Source organism: Metapseudomonas phytobenefica (assembly GCF_043392685.1).
GTDB lineage: Bacteria > Pseudomonadota > Gammaproteobacteria > Pseudomonadales > Pseudomonadaceae > Metapseudomonas.
On the sequence record NZ_JBHZGM010000035.1, the window covers coordinates 1 to 16194 of the forward strand.

The window sequence follows — 16194 nt, forward strand, 5'->3', positions numbered from 1 at the left end:
AGAAGAAGCCCAGGGTGCTGAACAGCAGCACCATGTAGCTGACGTTGCCGATCCAGGCGCTGATCCAGTAGCCCCAGGCCGAAGAAAAGCCCATGTAGTCACCGAACCCGGCCTTGGCGTAGGCATACACGCCGCCATCGAGCTTGGGCTTGCGGTTGGCCAGGGTCTGGAAGACGAAGGCCAGCATCAGCATGCCGACCCCGGTGATCAACCAGCCGATCAGGGTCGCGCCCGCACTGGCGCTGGCTGCAACGTTCTGGGGAAGCGAGAAGATCCCGCCGCCCACCATCGAGCCGACTACAAGTGCAACTAACGCACCAAGTCGAAGTTTGTCGGAAGATTCTGACACTGCGCACCTCCATCCGTAGTAGGAACTGTGCTAATTGAGCTCGTGGTCCTGTGACTGCGTTCTGATCCAGATCAATCGCTGGCTAATGAGTTACTCGGACAAATTCCTTACTGCCGGAGAGGGAGGGATTACTGCAGATCGCCGCCCGAAGCGAGCAAGATAGAGGGAATCGTCGAGCCATCCCAGGCTGCGTCTAATACAAGCTAGTTGCTTTTTTCGGGCCTTCAAGTTGCAACTTCGTCGCCGCACTTCCTAAGGCTTTTCACCATATTCTCGGTAGGAAACTACAGATGTATGTCGCTGCTTTTGGCGATAAACGAGGCGTTTTTAAGTGCGAGAATCTTAAGAAAGCGAACGTCCCATCTAGGCTCGGGAGCGACGGCTCCCTGTACGAAGTCGAATATACGGTCGCGTTGATCCCCATCTTGCTACTTGCGCCAGAGGAGGAGTCCATATACGGGCTACGCAGGCCTTTCGCGCGCGCAATAAAAAGCCCGGCGCCGGGCCGGGCTTCGGTCACCTGGCGGGTGGCCGGGTGGTGCCTCCGGGGCTGGGCCCGATGGCGATCATGGGAAGGCCCCTTGGCCGGCTTGTGGCCTGCCTGGGGAGAGGCGTGGCGCTTGCGAGCCTTGCCCCCTGACCCTGCACGAAGCAGGGATTGACGCTGACAGAGCAAGCCTTGTGCCACTGTGCTGGAAGCCCTCTGGCAGGGGCGTTTCCGTGTTTTCCCCGGAGCTTGCTGAGCGGGTTCTTGCCGATTATTCCTGCTCGTCGGCGGGATTTCCGCCACTGAAGCTGAGGTTGTGCTTGCGCAGCTTGTCCGAGAGCGTCTTGCGCGGCAGGCCCAGTGCTTCGGCCACGCTGCGCAGCGAGCCGTGGGGGCGGGTCAGCTCGGCGGCGATCAGCGCACGCTCGAAGGCTTCCACCTGCTCGCTGAGGCCGCCTTCCACCTTCGGCAGGTTCGCCGGCGTGTTGTCCAGGGCCAGGTCCAGGCCGAGGGCGAAGCGTTCCGCCGCGTTCTGCAGTTCGCGGACGTTGCCCGGCCAGCCATGGGTCAGCAGCAGGGCCCGCTGGCTGCTGTCGAGGCTGCGCGGGGCCATGCCGTGCCGGCTGCAGGCCGCGTCGGTGAAATGCTGGAACAGAGTCAGCGCATCCTCCCCCCGCTCGCGCAGCGGCGGAATGCGCAGGCTGGCGACGTTCAGGCGGTAGTAGAGGTCGGCGCGGAAGCGGCCCTGGTCGGCTGCCTGGCGCAGGTCTTCCTTGGTGGCGGCGATCACGCGGATATCCAGGGGGATCAGCTGGTTGGCGCCGAGGCGCTCCACCACCCGTTCCTGCAGCAGGCGCAGCAGCTTGACCTGGACGTCCAGGCTCATGCTCTCGATCTCGTCGAGGAACACGGTGCCGCCATTGGCGAACTCGAACTTGCCGATGCGGCGCTTCTGCGCGCCGGTGAAGGCACCCTGCTCGTGGCCGAACAGCTCGCTTTCTACCACCGATTCGGCCAGGGCTCCGGCGTTGATGGCGACGAAGGGGCCATCGCGGCGCGCCGATAGGTCGTGCAGGGCGCGCGCCACCACCTCCTTGCCGGCACCGGTTTCGCCGAGGATGAGCACGTCGGCATTGGTGGCGGCCAGGGCGCCGATCTGTTCGCGCAGGCGCTGCATGGCCGGCGACTGGCCCACCAGGCGGGCGCTGAGTTGCTGGCGATCGGACAGGGCCAGGCGCAGGCTGCGGTTCTCCAGCACCAGGCGGCGCAGGCCGAGGGCGCGGCGCACACTGTCCAGCAACTGGTCGCTGGGGAAGGGCTTTTCCAGGAAATCGTAAGCGCCGGCGCGCATGGCCTGCACGGCCAGCGGCACGTCGCCGTGGCCGGTGATCAACAGCACCGGCAGGTCAGGGTCGCGTTCGCGCAGCTGGCGCAGCAGCTCCAGGCCGTCGATGCCGGGCATGCGGATATCACTGACCACCACGCCCGGCCAGTCCTTTTCGATCTTCTCCGCCACGCCCTGGGCGTCGCCCAGGGCCAGCACCTTGAGGCCGGCCAGGTCGAGGGTCTGGCTGAGGGCCTGGCGCAGGTGTGGATCGTCGTCGATCAGCAGCACCTGGGTGCGGGCATCAAGGGCGTTGGTCATGCAGAGAGGTCCTCGGGGGGCTGTGGGATGACGCCGGGGGCGGCGTTGCGCAGGCGCAGGGTGAGCAGGGCGCCGCCCTCGGGGTGGTTGGCGAGCTGCAGTTCGCCACCCAGGGCGCGCATCAGGCTATCGCAGATGGCCAGGCCTAGGCCCAGGCCCTGGGCGCTGGTCTTGGTGGTGAAGAAGGGTTCGCGGGCATGGCGCAGGGCTTCCTCGGAGAAGCCGGGGCCATTGTCGCGCAGGCGCAGGTCGACGCCGTCCGCGGTGGTTTCTGCGCTCAGCCAGATGCGGCGTGGCTGGGGTTTTTCCTTCAGGGCATCGAGGGCGTTGGCGAGCAGGTTGCCGAGTACCTGGCGCAGGCGGGTTTCACCGGCCTGGACCCAGAGCGGCGCGTCCGGCAGGTCGCGGATCAGTTCGACCTCCATCGCGCGTCGGCGCTTGGCCACCAGGGCCAGGGCGTCCTCCAGGGCCGGCTGCAGAGCGACGCTTTCCGGCGCATGGCGGTCGCGGCGGGCGAAGGCGCGCAGGTGGGCGATGATCGAGGCCATGCGGCCGGTCAGCTCGCTGATCTGGCGCAGATTGCCGCGGGCGTCGTCGAAGCGCTCGTGGTCGAGCAGCACACCGGCGTTGTCGGCATAGCTGCGGATCGCCGCCAGAGGCTGGTTCAGCTCGTGGCTGATGCTCGCGGACATGGTGCCCAGGGCAGAGAGTTTGCTGGCCTGCACCAGCTCGTCCTGGGCACGTACCAGTTCCTGCTGGGCCTGCTCACGCTCCAGCACTTCGTCCTTCAGCCGGCTGTTCAGGGCCTCGAGGTCCTGGGTGCGTTCCTGCACGCGCATCTCCAGCTCGCGGCGGGCGCGGGCGTCGAGGGCAATGCGGTCGAGATAGTGACGACGGCGTTGCATCAGCAGGCCGAGCAGCAGCAAGAGGGCCAGCAGGGCGGCGCCGCCGATGGCGACGGCGGTGTTCACCTGGCGGTCCACCAGCTGGCGGGGCGCGAGGATGCTGGCGGTCAGGCCGGTTTCCTGGAGCTCGCGGCTCTGGATCAGCCAGTCGTTCTGGTCGAGGGTGAGCGGCGTTGGCGATTGCGTCGGATAGGGCTGGTTGGCGACGATGGCAGCGCGTTCGGCGTTGTCCAGGGGCCGGGTGGCGCGGAAGCGCCAGTCGCTGCGCGAGGAGATGATCACCACGCCATTGGCGTCGGTCACCATCAGCTGTTCCGGGGTTTTGCCCCAAAGCGTCTCGGCGTCGTCCAGGTCCACCTTCACCACCAGGATGCCGACGATCCGTCCCGCGTCCCTCACGGGACTTGCGAAGAAGTAACCGCGCTTGCGCGAGGTGGTGCCCAGGCCGAAGAAGCGCCCCTGCTTGCCGGCCAGGGCTTCGCGGAAGTACGGGCGGAAGATGAAGTTGCGGCCGACGAAACTGTCGGGCTGGTCCCAGTTCGACGAGGTCAGGGTGAGGCCGGCGGGGCTCATCAGGTAGATCACGTCGGCCCCGGTGTCCTTACGGACCTGTGCCAGTACGCGGTTGGCCTCGGCCTGCAGGGCCGCACTGTCGGGTGAGGCAAGCAACTCACGCAGTGGCGGCAGGTCGGCGAGGATGGGCGGCAGCACCTCGTAACGGTGCAGGGTGCCCAGCAAGTTGGCGACGTAGAGGTCGAGGGTCTGGCGGTTCTGCTCGGCCAGCGACCCGCTGTAGTAGCGCTCGCTGAAGTGCTGCAGCGGCCAGAGCAGCGGAACCAGCAACAGCGCCAGCAGCACCAGGCTGCGCCAGCGTGGGCGGTGGGGAGTGGGAATGGTTGTCATGCGGTCACTGTGCGCCGGTCGATGAGGCGAATTATGGCACCGGCGCCATCCGGGCGACTAACCACCACATGACGCCCCTGCAGGATGGTGGGCTTTGCAACAACTTGTGGGGGCGAATTCATTCGCCAAGGACGGCGTAGCCGTCCCCGGAATCGCGATTGAAATCGCCCCCACAAGCAGTCCGCCAGCCCCATCCACGAACGGGCAAACCGGGACTCGCGGTACCTCTGTCCCCGGATTGCATCGGGCTGCCGACTGCCGGATGGTGGGCTGTGCGACCTGTGGGGGCGAATTCATTCGCCAAGGACGGTGTAGCCGTCCCCGGAATCGCGATTGAAATCGCTCCCACAACGCAGGCACTCCGCCAGGGCGCTGCGCCAGTCCGGCAGGCTGACCTGCCAGTCCTGCGCCAGCTTGCGGCCGTCCAGCCGGGAGTTCAGCGGACGCCTGGCCGGCGTCGGGTATTCGCTGGACGGGATGGGCACCAGGCGCCCGCACGGCTTGCCGGCGGTTTTCAGCTGCTCGCCGATGGCGCTGGCGAAACCGAACCAGGACGTCTCGCCCTGATTGGTCAGGTGATAGACCCCCCAGTGGCGATTGCCCGCCTGCCACTGCCCGATGAGTTCCACCGTGGCCCGGGCGATGCTGCCCGCCCAGGTCGGCGCGCCGATCTGGTCATCCACCACGCGCAGCTCCTCGCGCTCCTGCAGCAGGCGCTGCATGGTGAGCAGGAAATTGCGCCCGTGCAGCGAATAGACCCAGCTGGTGCGGAGGATCAGGTACTGCCCGCCGACGGCCTGGATCGCCTGTTCGCCGGCGAGCTTGCTGCTGCCGTAGACGCCCAGCGGGTTGGTCGGGTCTGCCTCGTTGTAGGCACCGGCCTTGGCGCCATCGAAGACGTAGTCGGTGGAATAGTGGATCAGCGGAATGCCGAGGGCCGCCGCCTCCTCGGCGAGCACGCCAGGCGCCGTCGCGTTGACGGCGAAAGCGGCGTCCCGGTCGTTCTCGGCCTGGTCCACCGCCGTGTAGGCGGCGGCGTTGATCAGCAGGTCGGGCGACAAGGCGCGCACTTGCTGGCGAATCCGCTGCGGGTCGGCCAGATCGAGCCGGTCACGGCCCAGGGCAATCACATCAGCCTTGCCAGCGAGGGCGAGTTGGAGTTCCTGCGCCACCTGGCCGCTGTTGCCGGTGATGAGAATCTTCATGCGAACAGGTCAGCGTCCTTGAAGTTGACGCCGGCCTTGTCCTTGGCCGACAGCTGCGGCGCCCCGGCCAGCGGCCAGTCGATGGCGAGATCGGGATCGTCCCAGCGAATGCAGCGCTCGTGCTCGGGGGTGTAGTAGTCGGTGGTCTTGTAGAGCACCTCGGCGGTTTCGCTCAGCACCAGGAAGCCGTGGGCGAAGCCTTCCGGCACCCAGAGCTGGCGCTTGTTTTCGGCGGAGAGAATGATGCCGGCCCAGCGGCCGAAAGTGGGTGAATTGCGGCGGACATCCACCGCGACATCGAACACTTCACCCTGGATGACCCGTACCAGCTTCCCTTGCGGGTGCTGGATCTGATAGTGCAAGCCACGCAGGACACCGCGCTGTGAGCGCGAGTGGTTATCCTGCACGAAGTCGCGGCGTTCGCCGGTTGCCTCGGCAAAGGTCCGGGCGTTGAAGCTTTCGAAGAAAAAACCACGCTCATCGCCGAAGACCTTGGGCTCCAGCACCAGAACATCGGTCAAGCGAGTCTCAACGATTTTCACTCATGCTCTCCAGCCAGCTTGAGCAGGTACTGTCCGTAGCCAGTCTTGCCGAAGGCCTTCGCCTGCTCAAGCAGCTTGTCTTTGCTGATCCAGCCATTCTGGAAAGCGATCTCTTCCAGGCAGGCGACCTTCAGGCCCTGGCGATGCTCGATGGTCTGCACGTACTGGGAGGCTTCCAGCAGGCTGTCGTGGGTGCCGGTGTCCAGCCAGGCGAAACCGCGGCCGAAACGCTCGACCTGCAGGTCGCCGCGCTGCAGGTAGGCATTGTTGACGTCGGTGATTTCCAGCTCGCCCCGGGCGGATGGCTTCACCGCCTTGGCGATGCCAATCACGTCGTTGTCATAGAAGTAAAGACCGGTGACCGCGTAGCTGGACTTGGGCCTGGCCGGTTTTTCCTCGATGGAAACCGCTCGACCCTGGTCATCGAATTCCACCACGCCGAAGCGTTCGGGGTCCTTCACCCAATAGCCGAAAACGGTGGCGCCAGTTGGCGTCTGGGCGGCGCGCTTGAGCTTCTCGGTGAAGTGCTGGCCATGGAAGATGTTGTCGCCGAGGATCAGGCAAACGGAGTCGCTGCCGATGAAGTCTTCGCCTATCAGGAACGCCTGGGCCAGCCCATCCGGAGAGGGCTGCACGGCATAGCCGAATTGAACGCCGAACTGGCTGCCATCACCCAGCAGGTTGCGGTACTGCGGCAGGTCCTGGGGGGTGGAAATGATCAGGATCTCGCGAATGCCCGCCAGCATCAGCACCGAGATCGGGTAATAGATCATCGGCTTGTCGTAGATCGGCAGCAGCTGCTTGGAAACCCCCAGGGTGATGGGGTGGAGGCGGGTGCCGGAACCACCGGCGAGGACTATTCCCTTCATGCGGATGCTCCCAGTCGTTCGCGTTGGTAGCTGCCATCCTGGACGCGGCGGCACCACTCCCTGTTATCGAGGTACCACTGCACGGTCTTGCGCAGACCCGTTTCGAAGGTTTCCCGTGGTGTCCAGCCTAGTTCACGCTCGATCTTGCCGGCGTCGATCGCATAGCGCAGGTCGTGTCCCGGGCGGTCCTTGACGAAGGTGATCAGGTCCTCGAAGCGGGCGATGCCAGCCGGTTTCTGCGGTGCCAGCTCTTCCAGGAGGGTGCAGATCGAGCGGACCACGTCGAGGTTCTTCTGCTCGTTGTGCCCGCCGATGTTGTAGGTCTCGCCGACTTCGCCGCGCGTCACCACTTCAACCAGGGCGCGGGCGTGGTCCTCGACGAACAGCCAGTCGCGGATCTGCTGGCCATTTCCATAGACCGGCAGCGGCTTGCCTTCCAGGGCATTGAGGATCATCAGCGGGATCAGCTTCTCGGGGAAATGATAGGGACCGTAGTTGTTCGAGCAGTTGGTCAGCAGCACCGGCAGGCCATAGGTGCGGTGCCAGGCGCGGACCAGATGGTCGGACGCGGCCTTGCTGGCCGAATAGGGCGAACTGGGGGCGTAGGGGGTGGTTTCGGTGAACAGGTCATCCACACCGTGCAAGTCACCATATACCTCGTCGGTGGAAATATGGTGGAAACGGAAGGCCGCCTTGCGTGCCTCGTCCAGGCCCAGCCAGTAGGCGCGGGTGCTTTCCAGCAGGCTGTAGGTACCGACGATATTGGTCTGGATGAAGGCCGCCGGGCCGTCGATGGAACGGTCCACATGGGATTCGGCGGCCAGGTGCATCACCGCATCGGGCTGGAATCGGGCCAGCGCCTCGCCAACGGCCTGGCTATCGGCGATATCCGCCTGGAGAAACTGGTAGCGCGGATTGTCGGAAACGGAGGCCAGCGACTCGAGGTTGCCGGCATAGGTCAGCTTGTCGAGGTTCAGCACCTCGTGCCGGGTTTCAGTCAGCAGGTGGCGAATGAGGGCTGAGCCAATGAAGCCGGCTCCGCCGGTGACAAACAGTTTCATAAGTCGATCCTGACGTTTTGGCTGGCGCACAGATTGTTGGCAGTGCCCGCCCGATGCAAGCCTTTGAAGGATGTCATGGCCAAAATAGCCGGGGATTCTGGCGATCGGTTGTCATATGCAGCAAGTCCGATTTTCAGCCTGTACCAGGCCCTGAAATGCAAAACGCCCGATGCGCTGCATCGGGCGTTTCGAGATCTGGCGCTTAGCCTGATAAGTGTAAACCTGTTTCAGGACTGGACACAGGTTCAGATCACCTGGAAATGGTGAGTGCCGTCGCGTGCCAGCTGGTCGACCAGGCCGAACTCCCAGTCCAGGTACCCTTGCATGGCTTCGCGCGGATTGTCGGTGCCTTCGTACGGACGGCGGTAGCGGTCGCTGCGTGGCACGGCCAGGTGCTGCTCGCCCGACTCCACCGGCAGGCCGGCAGCGATCCAGGCTGCGGTGCCGCCTTCGAGCAGGAACACCGGCTTTCCGCTCAGTTCCTGCAGTTCGCTGACTACGAAGCGCGCCAGCAGGCTGCTGCTACAGGTGAGCACATAGCGCTCGGCCAGCGGCAGCTTCTCCAGGGCTTGCGGCAGTTGCGAGCGCAGTGCCCACCAGGCTCCGGGAATGTGGCGGGCGACATGGTTGGCGCTGGCGGTGAAGTCCAGTACCAGGGTGTCGCCGGCCTTCAGCCAGCTGTCCAGCGTGGCGGCGTCGATGGCTTGTGGTTGCGGCAGCGGCGGCAGCGATGCCTGCCAGGCGCCGCGTTCGCTGAAGGCGCCGGTATCGAGCAGGTCGAGCACATGAACCTCCCAGCCCATCTGCGCCAGCCAGGACGCGCTCATGTTGGCGCGCACCCCGTCATCGTCGCTGAGCACCACACGGGCGCCGCGCACGCTGGCGAAGTGATCGGTTTCCTGGACCAGCTGGCCGCCCGGTGTGGAACGGGCGCCCGGCAGGTGACCGGCCTCATATTCTTCCGGGGTGCGCACATCGAACAGGTAGGTGGTGCGGCCGGCTTCGGCCTGCCAGCGGGTCAGATCTTCGAGAGTGGCGCGGCCGACGCCGGCCTTGTCCGCCACGGCGCGAGCCGACTGCGCGGCCAGTTGCCGATTGCCCGGGCTGACGTCGCCGAAGCGACGCGCCTGGCCGTGTTCCAGTTGCTGGCCGGCCAGGGTCCAGCCAATGGTGCCGTTGCGCAGCGCCGAGACCGGGTTGGGGATGCCGGCATTCACCAGCGACTGGGTGCCGATGATGCTGCGGGTACGGCCGGCGCAATTGACGATGATGCGGGTAGCCGGGTTCGGCGCCAGCTCGCGGGCACGCAGCACCAGTTCGGCGCCCGGCACGCTGATGCCGGTGGGAATGCTCATGGTCTGGTACTCGTCGAAACGACGGGCGTCGAGCACCACCACATCGGCCTTCGCGTCGAGCAGGGCCTTGACCTCTTCGGCGGCCAGCGATGGGGTGTGACGGACGCTCTCGACCAGCTCGCCAAAGGCCTTGCTTGGCACGTTGACGTCGCGAAACAGCTCGCCGCCCGCATCGCGCCAGCCGGCCAGGCCACCTTCGAGCAGCGCCACGTCGACATAACCAAGCGTGAGCAGACGCCGGACGGCCTCTTGCGCCAGTCCTTCGCCGTCGTCGTAGACGGTGATCGCGGTATCGCGGCGCGGAACGCGCGCATAGATTTCCAGCTCCAGCTTGGACAGCGGGATGTTGGCCGCGAACAGGGGATGTTCTTCGGCGAAGGGAGCTTCTTCGCGAACATCGATCAGTGCCACTTCCTGCCTGTCGAGCAGGGACTGGCGAATGGCGCGGAAGGAGCGGGTAGCGGTCTGGCTCATGCGGGGTTCTCTTTGGACAGGTCCCAGAGGTTGGGAAGCAGGTGGTTGGAGTAGCCGGAAATGAAGGTCTTTTCGCTGCCGTCTTCCAGGTAAACGGCGCGCCGTACCGCACCGATATTGGCGCCGTAGACGTGGATGCTGATCGAGGTGCGGTCGGAGAAGGCGTTGCTGACCCGGTGTATATCGCCGATGCGCGGCGAAACGGCTTCGACCTGACCGGGCTCCAGGCGGATGGCCTCGCCTTCGGGATACAGTCCGCCGGCATCGCGGGTGAAGTTCTGCGACAGCTCCGCGCCGCGCAGCATGCCGATCAGGCCCCAGACGCGGTGGTCATGAACCGGGGTCTGCTGGCCCGGGCCCCAGACGAAGCTGACGATGGAAAAACGCTGGCGCGAATCGGCATGCAGCAGGTACTGCTGGTAGCGCTGCGGATCGGGCTGGGTGAAGGCTTCGGGTAGCCAGTCGTCGTGGCTGACCAGTTGCCGAAGCAGGTCGGCACCCCGCTCCAGCACCACGGGTTCCTCGGGCTGCTGGTCGAGGAGGGTGGCCAGTTCGTCGATGAAGGTGCGTAATCGGTGCAGGTTGGGTTGGGCGCTCATGATGGTTTCCAGTGAAAGACGGCGCTAAGGTAGCAAGCTCGCTATAATCAGAAAAATGCAATTTATTCATAAGCTAATATGCGAATTAAGAATGAAGATAGACGACATTGATGCCTTCGTTGCGGTGATTCGCCTGCAGTCGTTGAACCAGGCGGCCGAATCGCTGCAGCTCACCCAGTCGGCGATCACCCGGCGCCTGCAGAACTTCGAGGAGGCGCTGGGCGTGGAGTTGCTGGATCGCAATACCAAGCCGCTCAAGCCGACCCCCATCGGCCTGCGGGTCTACGAACAGTGCCGCTCCGTGCTGCGCGAGATCGATGCCCTGCGCGAGCTGGTGGCCAGCGATGCGGTGCCTTCCGGTTCGTTGCGCCTCGGTGTGCCGCAGACGGTGGGTGACACGCTGCTGCTGGAGGCCCTGCAACGGTTGCAGGAGGCCTACCCGGAACTGCAGGTGAAGGTGTCCAACGGCTGGGGCAGCGAACTGCTCAAGCGCCTGGAGAATGGCGAGCTGGATGCGGTGGCGGCGCTGTTCCCGGCTGGCAAGGTGTTTCCCGGCGGGTTGGTGGGGCAGTCGCTGGCGCGCATGAATCTGGTGGTGGTGGCGCCGAAGGGCTATTCCTCAAAGCGCAACTGCCGGCTGGCCGACTGTCAGGCGCAGGGCTGGGTGCTCAACCCCGATGGCTGTGGCTTCCGTGCCGGTCTGCAGCGGGCGCTGGCGGAGCAGGGGCTGAATCTGTCGGTCAACCTGGAAATTTTTGGCACTGACCTGCAACTGGGGCTGGTGGCCAACGGCATGGGCCTCGGCCTTGTGCCGCTGCCGCTGCTGGAGGGCAGCCGCCACCGCGAGCGCCTGGAGGTGCTCAGCGTCAGCGATTTCAAACCGGTGATCGACCTCTGGCTGGTGCGCGCGGCATTCGTCGGCAACCTGCAGGGCGCGGTCGATCTGGTCGGTGAAGTGATCGCCGAACGTCTGGGGTGAGCGTCCGCTGCATCGTTTGACGCTCTCTCGGTGCGCCATTCCCCAAGGGTGGATCACGCGTCATACATCCACCGTCTGGTGGATGCGAAAGGCGACATCCACGCCAAGCGTCTTCCTCAACCCTGCGTACGTGAACGCAAGGCAGCGTCCGCTTTGCGGGCATGCCGCGCGCAAGACCTTCTGGCTCAATATGCGTAGCACGCAATTTTAAAAAATAAATAAGTGCGCATTATGCATATTAGGTTATGACTAAATTGAATTTCCCTCCTGCAAAACTTGTCGATAGCCTTATAAGAGTTCGTTAGCCAATAGCATCTTTTTATAACCAAAAGAAGCTCATGTGCTGGCGATTGGCATAACCGACGCAGGAGCGCCACATGAGCGTGGAAATCATCGGCATGATCACCGCCACCCCCAGTGCGGAGGTGGACCAGCCGTTGGGCGAGGCCGTGGACGCGGATTTCGTCCGGCGTTTCGCCCAGGTACACGAACGGGCTGGCTTCGACCGGGCCCTGGTCGGCTACTTCTCCAATGGTGCCGAAGGCGCGGTGGTCAGCTCGTTCATTGCAGCCGCCACCGAACGCCTTGGCATCCTGCTGGCCTATCGGCCGGGTGTGATCGCGCCGCCGCTGGCCGCACGGCAGCTGGCGACGCTGGATCAGTTCAGCAATGGCCGACTGGCGCTCAACGTGATCAGCGGCGGCAGCGATGCCGATCAACAGCGCGATGGCGACTGGCTCGATCATGACCAGCGCTACGCCCGTACCGACGAATACCTCAATGCCCTCAAGGCGATCTGGACTGCCAGCGCGCCAGTCGACCACGAAGGTACCTACTACCGCTTCAAGGGTGCGCTGCCGACCGTACGGACCCGGCAGAAACCGCATATCCCGATCTACTTCAGTGGCTCCTCGCCTGCCGCCATCGACGTGGCCGCGCGCCATGCCGACACCTACATGCTGTGGGGCGAGCCGCTCGCCGACTTTTCCGAGCACGTGCAGCGCGTGCGTGCCGCGGCCCAGGCGCAGGGCCGCAGCCCCCGGGTATCGGTGTCGTTTCGTCCGATCGTGGCGGAGACCGAAGAAGCTGCCTGGAAACGCGCCGCCGAGATCCTCGAACGCATTCGTGACAACCGCACGCGCCTCGGTCTGCCGATCAACGGCCACGCGCCGGCCAACGCCGGCTCGCAGCGCCTGCTGGCTGCTGCCCAGCGTGGCGAAGTGCTGGACGAGCGCCTGTGGACCGGGGTCGCGAGCCTGACGGGTGCGCAGTGGAACTGCACCGCGCTGGTCGGCACTGCCGAGCAGGTTGCGGTGTCGCTTGGCCGCTACTGGCAGCACGGCGCCTCGACCTTCCTGATTCGTGGCTTCGATCCGCTGGACGATGCCGAACTCTATGGCCGAGGCCTGATCCCGGCGATTCGTGAACATATCGCCTCCCTGCAACAGCGCCGGGCCGGCTGACCTCTGGAGATTGCCCCATGAAACTGCTTCGCCTGTTCCGCCGCAGCCTTGCTGCCGTCGCTATCGCCGCGCCTCTGGCACATGCCGCCGACCCCACGGTGCTGCGCATCGGCGACCAGAACTACTACAACGTGCGCGCCTCCATCGAGGCGTCCGGTGTGCTCGAAGGTGCCCCGTACACCGTCGACTGGAAACACTTCCAGTCCGCTGCGCCGGTGGCCGAAGGCCTGGAGGTCGGCGCGCTCGACCTGGGTTTCCTCGGTGATTCGGGCTTCCTGTTCCTCGCCGCAAAGGGCGCGCCGGTCAAGCTGATCGGCGTGTCGCGGCAGAACCCGGACACCATCGCGCTGCTGGTGCACAAGGACTCTGCCGCCAAGAGCATCGAAGACCTCAAGGGCAAGAAGGTCGCCTACTGGCCGGGTGCCTGGAGCCAGCAGCTGACCCTGCGCGCACTGGAGAAGGCCGGCCTGCCGCATGACTATGTCGAGTTCGTGAAACTGATGCCCATCGATGCCGCCGCGGCTTTCCCGCGTGGCAGCGTGGACGCCTTCCCGGTGTGGGAGCCCTACATTTCCCAGCAGGTGGTGTTCTCCCAGGCCAAACCGATCATCACCGCCCGCGGCCTGATGCCCGGCCTTTCCAGCATCGCTGCCAACGCCGAGTCCATCGAGCCCAAGCGCGCCGCCATCGCCGACTTCCTCGGTCGCCTGAAGAAGGCGCGTGCCTGGGTCGAGGCGAACAAGGAAACCTACGCCGACCTCTGGGCGAAGAAGGCCAACCTCGACCAGAACGTCTCTCGCCACTGGATCGGCCAGGCCAACATGACCGTCGGCCCGGTGGACGAACAGGCAGCGCGCGACTACCAGGAAACCGCCGACTTCCTCGTCGAAACCGGCGCGCTGGCGAAGAAGTTCGACACCAGCGCCGTCGTCGACACCTCCTTCAGCCAGTCATTCGAATAACCATCGGGAGCCTTCAATGAGCATTCAATTCATCGGCATGATCGGCCACCGCCTGTCCTCGGAGATCATCGCCCCGCAAGGTCCGGTGTTCGACAAGAACTACATCGTGCGCAGCGCCCAGGTGCACGAGGAAGCCGGTTTCGACCGCCTGCTGGTCGGGCACTGGTCGGATCAGCCGGACGGCTTCATGGTCACCGCGCTGGCCGGGCTGTCCACCTCGCGCATCAACTTCCTGCTGGCTCATCGCCCCGGTTTCGTCGCACCGACCCTGGCGGCACGCAAGCTCGCCAGCCTCGATCATCTGCTCGACGGGCGCCTGGCCCTGCATGTGATCAGTGGCGGCAGCGACGCCGAGCAACGCAAGGATGGCGATTGGCTCGACCACGACCAACGCTATGCACGCACCGATGAATTCCTGCGGGTGATCAAGCAGGTGTGGAACAGCGCCGAGCCGTTCGATCATCAGGGCGAGCACTACCGCGCCGAGCAGGCGTTCTCCGCGATCAAGCCGCAGCAGGCGCAGCTGCCGATCTATTTCGGTGGCTCGTCGCCGGCAGCCGTGAAGGTTGCCGGGGAGCATGCCGATGTCTACGCGCTGTGGGGCGAGTCGCTGGAGCAGACCCGCGAGACCATCGAGAAAGTGCGCGCCGAGGCCGCCCGGCATGGCCGAGAGGTAAAGTTCAGCGTGTCGTTCCGTCCCATCGTCGCGGCTACCGAAGAGGCCGCCTGGGCCAAGGCCGACGATATCCTGCAGCGCGCCCGTGAGCGCCTGGAGCGATCCGGCGCAGTGCTGCCGAACAAGCCCGAGAGCGTCGGCGCCCAGCGCCTGCGCGAAACCGTGGCCAAGGGCGAGCGGGTGGACAAACGGCTGTGGACCGGCATCGCCAAGGTGGTCGGCGGTGCGCACAACTCGACGGCGCTGGTGGGCACTCCGGAGCAGGTGGCCGAGGCCTTCCTCGACTACTACGACCTGGGTGTCACCACCTTCCTGATTCGTGGTTTCGATCCGCTCGAGGACGCCATCGAGTATGGCCGCGAGCTGCTGCCGCTGACCCGTGCCAAGGTGGCCGAGCGTCAGAAGCAGGCCGCCGCATGAACCTGCACCACCTGGCCGAGCGCCCGCGCCAGCCGCTGCTCGACGACGCCTTTCTACAGCGTCTGAGCCTTGAGATGGGCGAGGGCGCCGAACAGCTCGACCGCGACGGAGCTTTCCCGCACGACAATCTGGCCCGGCTGCGTCAGTACGGCCTGCTCGGCCTGGCCTGCGAGGCGCGTGCCGGTGGCGGCGGTGCCGATCTGGCGCAGTTGCGCCGGGTGGTTGGCGCAGTGGCCAAGGGCGAGCCGTCCACGGCGCTGGTGCTGTGCATGCAGTATCTGTTTCACCGGCGCCTGGCGGATAACGCCAACTGGCCGGAAGCGCTCAAGCGCCGGGTGATCCGCGAAGCCGTGGAAGAGGGCGCGCTGATCAACAGCCTGCGCGTGGAGCCCGAGCTGGGTTCGCCGGCACGTGGCGGCTTGCCGCAAACCGTCGCCAAACGCCAGGCCGATGGCTGGATTCTCGACGGCCACAAGCTCTACACCACCGGCATTCCGGGGCTGACCTGGTTGGCGGTGTGGGCGCGCAGCGATGATCCGGTGCCGCTGGTGGGTACCTGGCTGGTGCACCGCGACACGCCTGGCATCCGCATCGTCGAGAGCTGGGATCACCTGGGCATGCGTGCCACCGGCAGCCATGAGGTGATCTTCGAGAACGTGCGCCTGCCACTGGAGCATGCGGTGGACGTCTATCCGGTCGACCAGCCGCCGGCGATCAATGCGCCGGCCCTGGCCGATTTCAACCGTGGCATGGCGACCTTGCTCGGCGCCATCTACGACGGTGCTGCCCGCGCCGCCCGCGACTGGCTGGTGCACTGGCTGGCCGAGCGCACGCCGGCCAGCCTCGGCGCGCCGCTGTCGAGCCTGCCGCGTGTGCAGGAAACGGTCGGCCAGATCGAGGGGCTGCTGCTTGCCAATCGTCTGCAACTGGATGCCTTGAGCAGCCTGCCGCTGACCAGTCAGGAGGCGGGTCTGACCAAGGTGGCGGTGACCGAGAACGCGGTCGCCGTGGTGGAAAGAGCGTTGGAGCTGACCGGCAACCATGGCTTGTCGCTGCACCACCCTCTGCAGCGGTATTACCGCAATGTGTTGTGTGGGCGGGTGCATACGCCGCAGCGTGACAGTGCGCTGGTACTGGCGGGCCGGACGGCGTTCGGGCTGGTGAAGGGGTAAGCGCGTAGGGTGGATGCCGCTCTTTGCATCCACCAGATGGTGGATCAATGAAGCGTGATCCGGCCGCCGACCGCTGCTTCACCGCGCAGCTCGACAGATTTTCTCTGCAACCGCACCAGCGGAGCAGG

The 16194-nt window shown here is 65.3% G+C and carries 14 protein-coding genes; 5 read left to right on the plus strand and 9 right to left on the minus strand.

The window, feature by feature from the left end; translation table 11 throughout:
- From ACFW0B_RS21900 to ACFW0B_RS21940, 9 genes are all read right to left on the minus strand, one after another.
- Window positions 1-349 (minus strand): amino acid permease (locus ACFW0B_RS21900; RefSeq protein WP_459251728.1); only part of this gene is annotated, 349 nt, incomplete at its 3' end.
- Window positions 350-1107: 758 nt separating this feature from the next.
- Entirely contained in the window at window positions 1108-2481 is a 1374-nt protein-coding gene (locus ACFW0B_RS21905; RefSeq protein WP_449151083.1) for a sigma-54-dependent transcriptional regulator, read from the minus strand.
- Window positions 2478-4289 (minus strand): sensor histidine kinase, encoded by a 1812-nt coding sequence (locus tag ACFW0B_RS21910; RefSeq protein ID WP_449151084.1) that lies wholly within the window; start codon window positions 4287-4289, stop codon window positions 2478-2480. Before ACFW0B_RS21910 ends, ACFW0B_RS21905 begins: the two co-directional genes overlap by 4 nt.
- A gap of 293 nt (window positions 4290-4582) precedes the next feature.
- Window positions 4583-5494, minus strand: coding sequence for a dTDP-4-dehydrorhamnose reductase (gene rfbD / locus ACFW0B_RS21915; protein ID WP_449151085.1), 912 nt, complete (start codon window positions 5492-5494; stop codon window positions 4583-4585).
- Window positions 5491-6036, minus strand: a complete 546-nt coding sequence (rfbC, locus tag ACFW0B_RS21920; RefSeq protein WP_449151086.1) for a dTDP-4-dehydrorhamnose 3,5-epimerase — start codon at window positions 6034-6036, stop codon at window positions 5491-5493. Before rfbC ends, rfbD begins: the two co-directional genes overlap by 4 nt.
- Window positions 6033-6905, minus strand: a complete 873-nt coding sequence (gene rfbA, locus ACFW0B_RS21925) for a glucose-1-phosphate thymidylyltransferase RfbA (protein ID WP_449151087.1) — start codon at window positions 6903-6905, stop codon at window positions 6033-6035. Before rfbA ends, rfbC begins: the two co-directional genes overlap by 4 nt.
- Entirely contained in the window at window positions 6902-7966 is a 1065-nt protein-coding gene (gene rfbB / locus ACFW0B_RS21930; protein ID WP_449151088.1) for a dTDP-glucose 4,6-dehydratase, read from the minus strand. Before rfbB ends, rfbA begins: the two co-directional genes overlap by 4 nt.
- A gap of 245 nt (window positions 7967-8211) precedes the next feature.
- Window positions 8212-9795 (minus strand): rhodanese-related sulfurtransferase, encoded by a 1584-nt coding sequence (locus tag ACFW0B_RS21935; protein ID WP_449151089.1) that lies wholly within the window; start codon window positions 9793-9795, stop codon window positions 8212-8214.
- Complete coding sequence (locus ACFW0B_RS21940; RefSeq protein WP_449151091.1) at window positions 9792-10394, minus strand: cysteine dioxygenase family protein; 603 nt, start codon at window positions 10392-10394, stop codon at window positions 9792-9794. Before ACFW0B_RS21940 ends, ACFW0B_RS21935 begins: the two co-directional genes overlap by 4 nt.
- A gap of 91 nt (window positions 10395-10485) precedes the next feature.
- Between ACFW0B_RS21940 and ACFW0B_RS21945 the strand changes: the two genes are divergently transcribed.
- From ACFW0B_RS21945 to ACFW0B_RS21965, 5 genes are all read left to right on the plus strand, one after another.
- Window positions 10486-11373, plus strand: a complete 888-nt coding sequence (locus ACFW0B_RS21945; RefSeq protein WP_449151092.1) for a LysR family transcriptional regulator — start codon at window positions 10486-10488, stop codon at window positions 11371-11373.
- Between the two features lie 398 nt (window positions 11374-11771).
- Entirely contained in the window at window positions 11772-12836 is a 1065-nt protein-coding gene (locus ACFW0B_RS21950; RefSeq protein WP_449151133.1) for an LLM class flavin-dependent oxidoreductase, read from the plus strand.
- A gap of 17 nt (window positions 12837-12853) precedes the next feature.
- Entirely contained in the window at window positions 12854-13798 is a 945-nt protein-coding gene (locus tag ACFW0B_RS21955) for an ABC transporter substrate-binding protein (RefSeq protein ID WP_449151093.1), read from the plus strand.
- A gap of 16 nt (window positions 13799-13814) precedes the next feature.
- Window positions 13815-14894, plus strand: a complete 1080-nt coding sequence (locus ACFW0B_RS21960; RefSeq protein WP_449151094.1) for an LLM class flavin-dependent oxidoreductase — start codon at window positions 13815-13817, stop codon at window positions 14892-14894.
- Window positions 14891-16066 carry an acyl-CoA dehydrogenase family protein gene (locus ACFW0B_RS21965; RefSeq protein ID WP_449151095.1) on the plus strand — a complete coding sequence of 392 codons (1176 nt, stop codon included), beginning with the start codon at window positions 14891-14893 and terminating at the stop codon, window positions 16064-16066. Before ACFW0B_RS21960 ends, ACFW0B_RS21965 begins: the two co-directional genes overlap by 4 nt.
- The last annotated feature ends 128 nt before the right edge of the window (window positions 16067-16194 follow it).

What these genes read in the sequence shown, in the direction of transcription:
- ACFW0B_RS21905 (WP_449151083.1), bottom strand. Translation starts at nt 2,481, where the DNA reads ATGACCAACGCCCTTGATGCCCGCACCCAGGTGCTGCTGATCGACGAC.
- ACFW0B_RS21910 (WP_449151084.1), bottom strand. Translation starts at nt 4,289, where the DNA reads ATGACAACCATTCCCACTCCCCACCGCCCACGCTGGCGCAGCCTGGTG.
- rfbD (WP_449151085.1), bottom strand. Translation starts at nt 5,494, where the DNA reads ATGAAGATTCTCATCACCGGCAACAGCGGCCAGGTGGCGCAGGAACTC.
- rfbA (WP_449151087.1), bottom strand. Translation starts at nt 6,905, where the DNA reads ATGAAGGGAATAGTCCTCGCCGGTGGTTCCGGCACCCGCCTCCACCCC.
- rfbB (WP_449151088.1), bottom strand. Translation starts at nt 7,966, where the DNA reads ATGAAACTGTTTGTCACCGGCGGAGCCGGCTTCATTGGCTCAGCCCTC.
- ACFW0B_RS21935 (WP_449151089.1), bottom strand. Translation starts at nt 9,795, where the DNA reads ATGAGCCAGACCGCTACCCGCTCCTTCCGCGCCATTCGCCAGTCCCTG.
- ACFW0B_RS21940 (WP_449151091.1), bottom strand. Translation starts at nt 10,394, where the DNA reads ATGAGCGCCCAACCCAACCTGCACCGATTACGCACCTTCATCGACGAA.
- ACFW0B_RS21945 (WP_449151092.1), top strand. Translation starts at nt 10,486, where the DNA reads ATGAAGATAGACGACATTGATGCCTTCGTTGCGGTGATTCGCCTGCAG.
- ACFW0B_RS21950 (WP_449151133.1), top strand. Translation starts at nt 11,772, where the DNA reads ATGATCACCGCCACCCCCAGTGCGGAGGTGGACCAGCCGTTGGGCGAG.
- ACFW0B_RS21955 (WP_449151093.1), top strand. Translation starts at nt 12,854, where the DNA reads ATGAAACTGCTTCGCCTGTTCCGCCGCAGCCTTGCTGCCGTCGCTATC.
- ACFW0B_RS21960 (WP_449151094.1), top strand. Translation starts at nt 13,815, where the DNA reads ATGAGCATTCAATTCATCGGCATGATCGGCCACCGCCTGTCCTCGGAG.
- ACFW0B_RS21965 (WP_449151095.1), top strand. Translation starts at nt 14,891, where the DNA reads ATGAACCTGCACCACCTGGCCGAGCGCCCGCGCCAGCCGCTGCTCGAC.